Below are 12,686 nucleotides of genomic sequence, written 5' to 3'. Positions count from 1 at the left end.
CGGCGAAGTAGACCATGCGCCGCGGCCCGTTTGCTGGCCGGAAAAAATGGGCGGGGAAATTCGCTCGATCCCCGGCATTCAACTATATTTGGGGAGACCTTTTTCCGCCTGCCGAATTCTCGGTCTGGAGTCGCGCACGCATGTCTCAATTGCTACCGATCGTCGAGGCCGAACGCCGCGAGGCGGTCCGCCCGATGCGGGTCTGCTTTGTTCGGCCGGCGGTGATCTCGGCGGCCAGCGCCTGGGCGGCCCCGTTCGCGCCGCCGCTGGGCATGGCGTACGTCGCCGCCGTGGTGCGCGAGCATGGCCACAAGGTCAGCGTGATCGACGCCGCGGCCGAGGGGCTCGACCACGCCCTGCTGACCGATGGCTATCGTTACCAGGGACTGCCGATCGACGAGATCGTGCGACGGATCGATCCACGGGTCGAGGTGATTGCGCTCTCCTGCATGTTCTCGATCGAATGGCCCTGGTCGCGGCAATTGATCAACGCCCTGCGCGAGGCGTTTCCCACGGTGCCGATCGTGGCGGGGGGAGAGCACCTGACGGCACTGCCCGAGTTCAATCTGCGCGACTGTCGGGCACTCAGCTTTTGCGTGCTGGGCGAAGGGGAAGAGACGATGGCCGAGCTCGTCGACGTGCTCTCGGCCGAAGGCGATCCGGCGCAAGTCACGGGGCTGGCGTTTCTCGATGCCAACGACGAGTACGTGGCGACCCCCGCGCGAAAGCGCATTCGAGCGGTCGACGACGTGCCCCGCCCGGCGTGGGATCTGTTTCCGGTCGAGGCCTATCTCGACAATCGCAATGGCCACGGGGTGTATCGCGGCCGGAGCATGCCCGTGCTGGCGACGCGGGGTTGCCCCTACAAGTGTACGTTCTGCTCGAATCCGGTGATGTACGGCAATCTGTGGATGGCGCGCACGCCATCGCACGTGCTCGACGAGATCGAAGACCACATTCGCCAGTACAACGTCGAGAATATCGACTTCTACGACCTGACGTTCGTGCTGCGGCGCAGTTGGATCCTGGAATTCTGCGCCGAGATCGAGAAGCGGGGGTTGAAATTCACCTGGCAGTTGCCCTCGGGCACGCGCAGCGAAGTGATCGATGCCGAGGTGAGCGCCGCGTTATACCGCACGGGTTGCCGCAATCTGACCTACGCGCCCGAGAGTGGCTCGCTCCGCACGCTCAAGCGGATCAAGAAGCAGATCGATCCCGACCGCATGGTCGCTTCGATCCGGCAGAGTGTCCGCGAGGGCATCCAGGTGAAATGTACGGCGATCATCGGCTTTCCGGACGAGACGCGGACCGATGTCTGGCAGACGATTCGATTCGTGTGGCGTCTGGCCCGGGCGGGCGTTTACGACATGCCGATCTTTTTCTTCTCGCCCTATCCCGGCAGCGCGCTGTTTCAAGAGCTGCGCGACGAGGGGGTGATCCGCGAGCTGGACGATCGTTATTTCCGCTCGCTGATGGCGTTTTTGAATCCCTTTGCTACGTCGGGGTACTGCAAGGCGATCTCGGCGCGAGAGCTGCAATTCTGGCGCAACTTCGGGCTGCTGTCGTTCTACAGCATTTCGTACGCGATGCGCCCCTGGCGGTTCTTGCGGTTGATTCGCAACGTGGCGCGCAATCGCTACGAGACCGCCACCGAGCAGCGTGTGGCCGTGCTCTTCCGCCGGCAGAAGGCCCGGCGTGCCGCCGCGGCGCCGCTGGCCGTCACGCCTTCGATGAGCAACTCTACCTGAGGGCGCTCAGGGGGGCTCGGTAGTGGGCGGGGGCGTGCCCAACAGTTGGCGCAGGGCGGCGATCTGCGCTTGGGCGTGTGTATTCTCGGGTTGGCGCTTCAGCACGATTTCATAAGCATCGAGCGCCGCCTGGTAGCGTTCGAGCCGGACGAGCACCTCGGCGCGCACGGCGTGTGCCTCGGTATTTTGCGAATCGGCGAGCAACGATTGCTCGCAGTGCTCCAAGGCCTCTTGGAAGCGGCCAAAATTGTAGAGCGCGCCGGCCAGGCGCAGATGGCCGACGGTTAAGGCGCGCTGCGTGCCGTCGATCTCGAGCTGGCCGCGAATGGCGATCGTCGGCGCCAGCTCGATCAGCTCGTGTGCTTCTTCCATCACCTTGTAGAAATCGCGTTGGGCAAAGTAGTAATCGAGCAGCCAGAGTCGCCGCTTCAAGTCGTCCTCGTCATCGGCCAGGACTTGATCGACCAGTAGCGGGGCCCCCTCGTCGGGTCGATCATTATCGATCAGAAACCAGCCGAGGTTGGTGCGCACATTGCCGCGGCCCGTGATGCCAATCTGGTCGGGATTCAGGGCATAGGCTTCGCGATACATGCGTTCGGCCGCGGGAGGGTTGTCCTCGCTGACGTAAAGTCGCGCGAGCAGAATGCGGGCTTGCGCGCTGCCGGGATAGACGTCGAGCATGTGCTCGGCCAGCGTGCGGGTGTTGTACCAATAGCCCGTCTGCATGAAGGTGAGCAGACCCAGCAGGCAGATGAGCAGGGCCGCCTCGCGAGAGAAGCCCCGCAGCCGCGTATGCGCGAGCAGCCAGGCGAGCACCAGCCCGGCGGCAAACACACCCAGGTAAATGTAATGATCGGCCACGATCGTGATGCTCTCGACGGCGCGCGAAATAAGCCCTGCTGTGGGGAGTGCGACCGCCGCGAAGATAAAGCAGGCACTCACCCAGGCGCGCCGGCCGGGCAGCCAGGCCGCGAGCGCCAGGAGCGAAACCGGCAAGATCCAGGCCACGTACAACCACCCACTCTGCAAGACGTGCTGGATCGGCAGGCCATAATCGAGCGTGAGACCGAGCGGCAGAAACAGCTTCAGCAGATAGAACGCGATCGCGTACAGGGCCACGAGAGGCCGCTGCCACCAGGCGGGCATCATGCCGGAGTGCGCCGCGACGAATTCCGACTGGGAGCCCCCCATGGCGACCCCCAGGACGATCACCGGCAGGCACCACCAGCCGAACAACAGCAGCGTCCGTGAGAGGGTTCGCCGGTAGAAGATCACCTCGAGCGTCATCACGATGAGCGGTACCGAGGCCGCGGCCGCCTTTGACAGCAAGGCCAGCAGAAAGCAGATCGACGCCAAGGCGTACATCGCGCGGCGCCCAGCGAGGGAGAGTGCTCTCGAGCCGGGGGGATCGACGTCTTGCCCCCACAGCTCGACGAGCGCCCCGCCGTCGTCGGCATGGCGAAACCGCAGGTAGAAGTAGATCGCCGCGAACGAAAACGTGCCGGCCAAGGGGCTGCGCAATTCCGAGATCCAGGCCACGGACTGGACTTGAACCGGGTGCCAGGCGAAGAGAAGCGCCCCCAGAAAAGCGGCCCGATCGTTGCCGACCAACTGCCGGAGCGCGGCAAAGACCAGCATCACGCAGGTGGCATGCAGCGCGATGTTCGTGGCATGAAAGACACGTGGGTCGAGCAGTGGATCGTCGGCGTAGAAGATCAGGTCGTCGTGCTTTTGCGTGCCCGGTTCGAGCGTGCGTATCGCCAGCCAGGAGTCGGCCGCCCAGACCATGTACGACAGCGGGCAATACTGGAAATAGAACATGGTCCAGGTCTTCTTGAGGCCGGACCACGAGGGAGGGTTGATGTGTTTGTTGGTCGTGATGTTGGCCTGATCGTCGACGGCAACGAACTGCGCGTGAAAGGTGCGCGCGTAGACGAGCGCCGTCAGCACGGCCAGCAACAAGGCCGCCAGCCAAGGCCGGCGAAAGCGCGCGCTGGCCGTACCGGCAAGCGGCTCGGTCGAGCTGGTTGATGCGACCAGGGTCTTCATAGGCTACATGCGGGGAACATGGCGGGTGCGGCTCGTCAGCGCCACGAAACTTGCTGTCGAAGGGGGCCAACCCGAGGGAAAGATCGAGCGTCGAAGGCTGGCAAGCTCCATTGTGAATGGCCGGGACCGCTTTGCAAAGAAGCGGGCTGTTCCCAGCAGGCGTCCTACCGATCGGTCCGATCGCCAGGGTCGTGCGAGTTGTGGCGCTCGGCAACCAGCGGCCGACGCCGCTCGGTGGCGACGGCCTCTTCGCGCACGCCGAGCGTTTCGCGAATCGTCCAGAAGGGTCGTCCCTTGACGTTCTCGTAAATGCGGCCCAGGTACTCGCCGGAGATGCCCAGGCAGATCAACTGCACGGCCCCCAGGAAGAGAATCGAGATCACGATCGTGGCCGAACCGGGAATGGCGTGCAGGCCGAAGTATTCGGACGCTTGAGCGGGGAACATGCCCACCAGCAAGGCGAAGATCGACCCCAACAGCGCCAGGAAGGCGACGACGGCGCCACAGAGCGTGGCCAATCGCAAGGGGAGCACCGACGAGCTGAGAAAACCGTCGAGCGCCAGGCCAAACAAGCGGAAGAGCGTGTACTTGGGCTTGCCCGCGGCGCGATGATGCCGGTCGTAGGTGATCAATTGCTGGCGAAAGCCGACCCAGGAACGCAGTCCGCGGATGAACGGTCTGCGCTCGGGCATGCGGCAGATGATGTCGACGATCTTGCGATCCATGACGCAGAAATCGCCCCCGTCGAGCGGCGTCTCGTCGGGGGACAACAAGGCCAGCAGGCGATAGAACAGGAAGTAGGCCGAGCGCAGCGGGAGGCCTTCTTTCCGCTTGCGGCGCACGCCGACGACGACGTCGTAGCCGCTGGCCCAGCTTTCGAATAATTGCGGGAGCACCTCGGGCGGATCCTGCAGGTCGGCATCGAGCATGACGACGAGGTCTCCCGTCGTGGCCTGCAGGCCGGCGCGGAGCGCGATCTGCTGGCCGAAGTTTCGCGCAAAGCGGATCAGCTTCCAGCGGGGATCGCGCGCGTGCTGGGCGACGAGCAATTCCCAAGTGCGATCGCGGGAGCCATCGTCGACCACCAGCACCTCGTAGTCGAGGTTCCAGCGATCGGCCTCGCGCGAGAGCCGCTCGAAGAGCAACGGCAGCACGGCTTCTTCATGGAAGCAGGGAATGACGATCGAGACCCGCGTCTCGGGAGACAAGCGACGCTCGGACGTGGGACCGACGGCCGGCGTTTCCGCAGAGCGAGCGGGGTCGTTCTCCGAATGCATCAACATTGGCGCCTCGCGGGGCGCAAGGCGCGGCGCCTTGAGTGCTGCGCGCCAGTGGTCTGCCTGGGCGATGTCGATGTCATGAAAGCTGGCCGCCGTACCGACGTGAACAACCTCTCGACAAGCAATAGTTGTTCGGCCAGCAACCGTGCGGCCCGCTGGCAGCCTTCGGCATTGAAGTGAAAGTCGTCTTCGAAGAAGAACTCGTGGCCGGTCATCTCGGCCGCCAGATCGATGCACTTCGTGCCCGTCTCCTGGCTCACGGCGCGCAGCACGTCGTTGTAGCGATCGATCAAGGGGCGCAGATTGTCGGCCGTCAAGAAGGTCCACTCCTTGCCCACGGGATTCACCTGCGCCAGCGTAAGATGCTTGCGGGCCGCTTGCGAGATGTCCTTATCCCACAAGACCGGCTGCGTCACGAAGACGACCTGCACGCCGTGACTTTTGCCCCACGCGGCGATCTTCTCGACGCGCTGGCGGAAGGCCTCGACCGCGGCCACGAAGTCTGGCTTCGTCGCTGGCGGAGGGGGGAAGGTCGAGTCGCGCCGGCGTGCCCAAAAGTAGTCATCGCGGGCACGTTCCGCTTCGCTCGACTCCGCCGAATCTTCGGTCGACGGCGACTCCTCGAAGAGGGCCACCGTGGGGCTGCGGTACCAGTCAGGCGGTTGCGGCGACTCGATGGGCCGTTCGGTCAAGGTGTGCCATAGATCGTCCATGCCCACCATCAACAGCACGGTATCGACCGAGGCGGCCAACACGGACTTCTCGAGAAAGGCGAGATCGTCGGCAGTCGTACAGTCGCTCTTGCCGACATTGCCGACCCAGTAGTCCCCCGATTCGCTCCCATTCAGTTGCCGCTCGAGCAATTGCGGCCAAGTTTGTTCGTTCTCGAGATAGAGACATTCTGTCGAGCTGCCGCCGAGAGTCAGGATTCTTCGCGAGCTATCGCGAGGCGGCATTTCAGCGGCGCGCACCCCCAAGGAGTTGTAGCTCGCGTGGCCGGTCTTGTTCCCGTTGAAGAAGGCCGCGTCACCAAAGTTCATCCGCACGTCGCGATTCGGTTCGCGAAGATGGAAGGCACTCGCTTCCCACGCTGACGAGGTCGAACGTTCGTAAGCAGCCACGGCAATCACGGCCAGGACGAGCATGATCAGAAGCGTGATTCCATAGCGTGGCCCCGCGCGCCGCAGGGGGGGTATCAAGACGAGCGCCGCCGCCAGCAGCACAATCAGCCAGGCGCCACTGACGACCAGGGAATAGAGCCTGCTCGACTCGGGCCGCCAGCCGCTGGCCAAGGCCTGCTCCGTGTCGTAAAGCACTCCGAGGGGCCAAACCGCCAGACACACGACAAAGATCAACCAGGCGATCATTCCCAGGCGTGCCCCGACCTTCGCCCCAGGACGTGTCGCGGCCGAGGGCAGCGGCGTTGACTGCACAGCCGGTGGTATTTCGGCCGCGGCCGGTTCTTGAGAGGCGGCAACCTCGCTCGCGGTCCGTTTCTGGCGGCGACGTTGCCATTCGCGTGCCGATAGTGCGCCGCCCGCGATTGCCAGTCCTCCCAAGGTGAACCACGGCCAGCGCATTCTGCTAAGGGGCAAGGCCGGTCCGTCTGGCTGGGCGGTTTTCTTGGTCTTGGGGGCAGGGGGAGGCTTCGTGACGAACATGTCGGGCGTGACGGGAATCGTCACGGCAACGTACCCGTCCATCATCTCGTCCCAAATCTGATGGCCGAACTCGACGGTTACCGTGGGATCGGGATTCGTCGCGTTGTCGCTCGAATTGTCGTAGGTCGCCAGGCACTTGATCGTGGTGCCCGAGGGAATGGGCTTCAAGTCTTTTAATAGATAGGCGTGCTGCCAGTTGAAATCGAACTGTGGCACCTCGAGCAGCGTTTCTTCCGTGCCGTCGGGATAGGCGGCGCTGTAACGGAACATCTTGCCGCGGAGGTGCATGTGCGGCACGAAACCCAATAGTTCGATATCGCCCAGCAATTGCATGCTCGCCTCGACGGGATAATCCGTCGCGCCGGGCGGAATGCGGAACGCCTGGTTCTTCACCAGCAACATCACGAACCGCCGCTTGACCTCGGCGGGATCGGCGAACTTCAGCCCCAGGGCAATGCGATCGGTTTGCGGCGTACCGCAAGGGGTGTAATGGACCTGAAAGACGAACTTCGATCCCGCGGGCACGCAATGCGCGATGTCGCTCGACAACTTCTGCACCGTGGCGCCCGGCTGAAAGCCCGCAAAGAGATGCCGGAACGAATCGGTCCAGGTATCGGTGGGGGACTGCACGTACACGGAAATGTGGTGTACCACGGCCGGCGCACTGGGACGGAGTTGCGCCGCGTGTACCCATTTATTCTCGCGAAACCCGGGATCGATGACGAAGTAGCGATAGTCGACCACCCCGGTAGCCGGTATCTCTTGAGGATCGTCGGTGTTGTAGAGCACCAGATCGGGTTCGCCGATCGCCCACGCGGAATCGAATTCTCGAGGTGGGGGCAGGTCGGCCGGATCACCCTCAGGCGCCCCGTCGTCGACCCATTGCGAGATGAGTCGCTTCTCCTCCTCGCTCAGCCGGGCGTCGTTGGCAAACTCGCCATGCTCGGGGCTGGCATGCCAGGGGGGCATGCGTCCCTGCTCGACGACCTCTTGGATCATGCCGGCCCAGCCGACGACCTCGTCGTAATCGATCAGCGAGAACGGCCCGATTTCATTCGGCCGGTGGCACTCCTGGCAGCGCTCTTGCATGATGCGGACGATCTGCTTCGACCACGTCACGGGGGCATCGGCCTTGGCCTCGCGGCGGCGCCCGATCAGGCAGCCAGGGGCGTCGGTGCTGGGCACGGAGATCGGTTGGCCGGCCAGCAGTTCGTTGAGCGCGGTTGCCAGATCGCGGCGATTCACCTCGGGCCGCTGGTAGCCCACGCCATATTGATCGTCGAACCGGCCGTGATAGCGGATGACCTGGTCGGCATCGAGCAGAAAAAACTCGGGCGTGCGCTGGGCGCCGAATCGATCCGCGATTTTCTGCCCGGGGTCTTTGAGGAGGGGAAAGCCGAACTGGTTCGCTCGGGAAAACTGCATCAACTCGCTGAGCGAGTCTTGTTCGTTCGAGTCGATGGCGACGACCTTCACGCCGCGTTCGGCGTAGCTGCGTTCGAGATCGGCCAGGCGCGTGGCGTAAGCCTTCGCCAGGGGGCACTCGATGCCCAGAAAGGCGACCACCGTGGCCTTGGCATCGCGCACGTAGTCGCTGTAGCGGACGGGGCGCCGTTCGGCATCTTCCAACTCGAAGCTTTCGATCTTGCGTCCGAGAAATTCGTCGGCCGCCACGGCACCCGACGGGCACGAACAGGCGCACACAGCAAAAAGCAGTGATGCCAGCACCGATTTCAGGCGTGCGTCAGGCACTCGAAGCATGGCGGAATTGTGTGTGGTACGAGCGCCGAGGCGCCGGCCAGATTTGTCCCTTGCGCGTACGCAGCCCCCGCCGCCAAAGAAGGTGATTTCCCTCACAGCCTTCCATCGTAACCGGCGTCTGGCAGGGGGTCAAAAAGCTGGTCGAACGGGAACTGGCTCGTTTTTGACGGATCGCAAAAACACAACTACCATGCACTTGATCTGCTCTCATCTTTGGAACGCTATGACTGCTCGGCGACTTCCGATCTTTCTGGTTGTGACGACGGCACTGATGATGCCTGCCGTCAGCGTGAACGTCCGATTGCAGGCGGCCGAACCAAAGCCGGATGCGTCGAGCGGGGCGACCCACGAGTTGGAATTGCGCGACACGCATGGCCAGCCTCGCTCGCTGGCCGAGTTGGCATCATCGCGCCTGGTCGTGCTGGCCTTCGTCGGCGTTGAATGCCCGCTGGTGAAGCTCTATCTGCCCCGACTGGCCGAGTTGCACGACAAGTACGCCTCGCAGGGGGTGGCCTTCTGGGGGATCGATTCGAACCGGCAAGACACGCTGGAAGAAATCGCGAGGCTCGCCGCCGAGCATGCGACGCCATTTCCGGTATTGAAGGACCCCGGCAATGTGCTCGCCGACCGTTTGCAGGTGACGCGTACGCCTGAGGTAGTCGTCCTCGACGCCGAGGGCAACGTGCGCTATCGCGGGCGCATCGACGATCGGTACGAAGTGACCACACGCCGGACCGCGGCACAGCGGCACGACTTGGCGCAGGCACTCGAGCAACTCCTGCGGAACGAGCCGGTTTCCGTGGCAGAGACCACGCCCGTCGGCTGCATCATCGGGCGAGAAATCGCCCCGGCCGCCGACGCGGACGTCACCTGGTCGAAGCAAATCGCTCCGATCATCCAGGAACATTGCCAGGAATGTCACCGACCGGGGCAATTATCGCCCCTGTCGCTGTTGACGTACGAAGACGTTCTCGGCTGGGGACCAACGATCGCCGAAGTCGTCGAGGAGCGCCGAATGCCCCCCTGGCATGCCGATCCGCGCGTGGGGCATTTCTCGAACGAGAATCGCTTGAACGAGGAGGAGGTTGCCCTCATCAAGCGCTGGGTCAGCCAAGGCACGCCCGAGGGGGACCCGAGCGAGGCGCCACCGCCGCGTGAATTCGCACCGGTCGGCTGGCGCGAGATTATCCCCGACGTGGTGTTGTACATGCGTCCGGAGCCGTTCGAGGTACCGGCCGAGGGGTTGCTCGAATATCAGCTCTTTACCGTCGATCCCGGCTTCAAGGAAGGCAAATGGATCCGCGGCGTCGAGTGTTATCCCGGTAATCCCGGCGTCGTCCATCACATGGATGTCTTTCTCTTATGGCCTGGCGAAGAAAAGCCGGACGAGCTACGTGACTTGTTCGCAGGCTTTGCTCCGGGAGCGCATCCCTGGATCTGGCCCGACGGCACGGCCAAGTATGTGCCGCCCGGCTCGAAATTTGTCTTTCAGATGCACTACACGCCCAACGGGACGAAGCAACTCGACCGCAGCTACATGGGGCTCGAGTTCACCGACGAGGACAAGGTCGAGCGACCGGTGTTGAACGGAACGGCGATCAATCTCGAATTCGAGGTACCGGCCGGGGCACGCGATCACCTCGTCGAGGCCAACTACCGCGTGACCGAAGATGCCGAGCTACTGACGTTGACTCCGCACATGCATCTGCGCGGCAAGAAGTTCACGTTCGAGGCTCGCTTTCCGGACGGGCGCGTGCAACCGCTGCTCGACGTGCCCAACTACGATTTCAACTGGCAAACGACCTATCGCTTGAGCGAACCGCTCGACCTGCCCGCCGGCACCGACGTGCATTGCGTGGCGCACTACGACAATTCGGCCGAGAATCCGAACAACCCCAATCCCAACGTGCCGGTGCGTTTCGGCTATCAGACGCACGACGAGATGATGATTGGCTACTTTGAAATGGCGGCCAAAAATCGCGCGACGCGGCGCGGCGCCCCGTTCCACCCAGCTACCGGGCCTATCGCCGTAGCGGCGGCGACCGAGGCAGGCAGTTCGTGGCTCCTCTGGCTGATCGGCGCCGGCGTGGGGGCGGGCGTGCTGTGGTCGATCTACAGCACCGTCTCCGTGGTCAAGCAGCAAGCAGCGGCGCCGGCGCCGAAGGAACAACACCGCGCGCGACCGGGCAAGCGATCTCGCTGACGCGCCGGTCAGGCAGCGGACCTGCCCACCCAACAGGGCTCGCCCCCGGAAGGTGAGTCGAGGTTCCTTCCGCGACGAGCGTGCGGCTCACATAGCGCTACCGATCGTGGCCGCCTGTCCGGCCGGCACGCGAGTCGGCGCATTCACGTTCTTGCCCAAGAGACGACGCAACGACTGGCCGAAACGCTGCTCGGTGTAGGTCGTGTAGCGGTTCTGATAGGCCGAACGGAAGAAGCTGATAAAGCGCCACGGTCGCAGGCTGAATTGCACGAGGTAGAACAGCAGGATGATCGCAAAGCGCCAGACGACGAGTTCGCGCGACGTGGCGCCCTTGCAGTAGTGCTTCGAGCTGAACGGGTTGGTATAGACCGTCAGCGACTTGAAGAAGCTGTCATCGACGGCCGGGATGCTGCCGTCGGCACGGAGTTCGTCGAACAGTTCGCCCCCCGGGTGCGCGGTGTAGATAAACACCGGTTGATCGTGGGCGCCGGCAATCGCCAGCCGCACGGAGTACTTCAGCGTGTCCCAGAAGTGGCGCCAGTTCTCGTGTGGGAAGCCAATGATCAACATGCACTTGATGTTGATGCCGAATCGTCGGCTTGCGCGGACCGACTCGAGCAGGTTTTCCAGATTGACTTGCTTCTTGATGATCTTCAGCGTATCGAGCGAGCCACTCTCGGGAGCGTAATTCATCACGGGGCAGCCCGTGCGAGAGAGAGCGCTCGCCACCTCGTCGTCGATCACCTCGCTCCGCGTGCCGGTTGGCAATTGCCAGTGGAATTTGAGCCCGCGCTCCTCGATTCCCCGGCAGAACTCCAGGACCCAGCTCTTCTTCAACACGAACGTCAGATCGTAGAAGAGAAAGGTCGTGGCACGATAGACGCGCATGTACTCTTCGATCTCGTCGAGCACGTCCGACGGCTTCCGCGTCATGTACAGCACGCCATACATGGAGGGGTTCGTGCAGAACGTACACTTGTAGGGGCAACCGCGCGTGGCGAGCATCGGCATGGTACGTTCGCCCGAGTAAACGCCGTGGATGTTCGGGTTCTCGAGATAGCGCTCCATCGGAAACAGGTGCCAGGCCGGTCGCGGGATCGAATCGATCTGCCGTATGCGTGGGCGCCGGCACGTGGCGACATATTCACCATCGCGCAGGAAGCCGAGCCCCTTGATCGCGCTCCAGTCCTCCCCCTGCTTGATCGCGTTGGTCAATTCGACGATCGTCTCCTCCCCTTCGCCGATCACGCAGATGTCGATGGCCGGGCAATCGTGCAGGCAGAATTCAGCCAGGGCCGAGATGTGCTCGCCGCCGGCCACGATGATCGCCTGCGGAAAACGCTCGCGCACCGCCATGATGGCGTCGCGATGCCAGGGCCACTCCTGCGAGAACATGCAGGAAAAACCAATCACATGCGTGTCGCTAGGGATATGCTCGACCAATTCCGCCGTGGTGATGCCGTGCAGGCGAAACTCGCCGTCGGGCGTGATCTGCGACAACCCTTCGACCACGGCGTCGACGATCGATACCTTGGTGCCTTGCTCTTCGAGACACGCGGCCAGATAGGCCAACCCAATCGGCGGAACCGCTTGCCGCGAGAACGCCAGGTAATGACTGACCGTGGGAAGCCTGACGAAGGTTACGTGCGGGTCGCCGATGGGCACGGATTTCGTCGACGGCGCAAGGTCTTGCAACACGGTCAGAGGATTCATGGTGCCTCACCTGGATGCGGAACGACTTGCACCACTACTGCCACGAAGACCAATGCGGTGAACGGAACCCGAGGAACCTGCGGCCCGCACAACTTCCCTGCATGCGGTCACAAGCGCGTGCGCCGTTGGGCAAACGAACACGCCTCGAGCCAGAAGAAGATGGCCCCCATCCCAAGTGATGCACAGGGCGTTGGCCACAAATCGCATTGGACTTCCCCCCGTTGGATCTCACGCACTAGACAGCGTTTATATCCAACGGGACTCATCCTAT

At 63.2% G+C, this 12,686-nt stretch carries 6 protein-coding genes; 2 read left to right on the top strand and 4 right to left on the bottom strand.

Annotated elements, in window-relative coordinates:
* Positions 1-140: 140 nt before the first annotated feature.
* A complete protein-coding gene (locus tag KF708_15460) occupies positions 141-1,748 on the top strand; it encodes a B12-binding domain-containing radical SAM protein (protein ID MBX3414084.1) in 1,608 nt (535 codons plus the stop codon).
* Between the two features lie 6 nt (positions 1,749-1,754).
* Here KF708_15460 and KF708_15455 read toward each other — a convergent pair whose 3' ends face one another.
* From KF708_15455 to KF708_15445, 3 genes are all read right to left on the bottom strand, one after another.
* Positions 1,755-3,797, bottom strand: coding sequence for a hypothetical protein (locus KF708_15455; protein ID MBX3414083.1), 2,043 nt, complete (start codon positions 3,795-3,797; stop codon positions 1,755-1,757).
* A gap of 164 nt (positions 3,798-3,961) precedes the next feature.
* On the bottom strand, positions 3,962-5,080 hold the full coding sequence (locus KF708_15450; GenBank protein ID MBX3414082.1) for a glycosyltransferase family 2 protein: 1,119 nt from the start codon (positions 5,078-5,080) through the stop codon (positions 3,962-3,964).
* Positions 5,074-8,412, bottom strand: coding sequence for a redoxin domain-containing protein (locus tag KF708_15445; protein ID MBX3414081.1), 3,339 nt, complete (start codon positions 8,410-8,412; stop codon positions 5,074-5,076). The genes KF708_15450 and KF708_15445 overlap by 7 nt, the downstream gene beginning before the upstream one ends.
* A 358-nt stretch (positions 8,413-8,770) precedes the next feature.
* Here KF708_15445 and KF708_15440 point away from each other — a divergent pair, with 358 nt between their 5' ends.
* Positions 8,771-10,702, top strand: coding sequence for a redoxin domain-containing protein (locus KF708_15440; protein ID MBX3414080.1), 1,932 nt, complete (start codon positions 8,771-8,773; stop codon positions 10,700-10,702).
* An 87-nt stretch (positions 10,703-10,789) separates the two neighbouring features.
* Here the strand turns inward: KF708_15440 and KF708_15435 are convergent, their stop codons facing one another.
* Positions 10,790-12,415, bottom strand: coding sequence for a cobalamin-dependent protein (locus KF708_15435; GenBank protein ID MBX3414079.1), 1,626 nt, complete (start codon positions 12,413-12,415; stop codon positions 10,790-10,792).
* Positions 12,416-12,686: the final 271 nt, after the last annotated feature.

It is taken from the genome of Pirellulales bacterium (genome assembly GCA_019636335.1).
GTDB lineage: Bacteria > Planctomycetota > Planctomycetia > Pirellulales > JAEUIK01 > JAHBXR01.
The sequence above is the reverse complement of the archived record's forward strand: the minus strand, read 5'-3'. Positions and strand labels throughout refer to the sequence as shown.

What these genes read in the sequence shown, in the direction of transcription:
- KF708_15435 (MBX3414079.1), bottom strand. Translation starts at nt 12,415, where the DNA reads ATGAATCCTCTGACCGTGTTGCAAGACCTTGCGCCGTCGACGAAATCC.
- KF708_15460 (MBX3414084.1), top strand. Translation starts at nt 141, where the DNA reads ATGTCTCAATTGCTACCGATCGTCGAGGCCGAACGCCGCGAGGCGGTC.
- KF708_15455 (MBX3414083.1), bottom strand. Translation starts at nt 3,797, where the DNA reads ATGAAGACCCTGGTCGCATCAACCAGCTCGACCGAGCCGCTTGCCGGT.
- KF708_15450 (MBX3414082.1), bottom strand. Translation starts at nt 5,080, where the DNA reads ATGTTGATGCATTCGGAGAACGACCCCGCTCGCTCTGCGGAAACGCCG.
- KF708_15440 (MBX3414080.1), top strand. Translation starts at nt 8,771, where the DNA reads ATGATGCCTGCCGTCAGCGTGAACGTCCGATTGCAGGCGGCCGAACCA.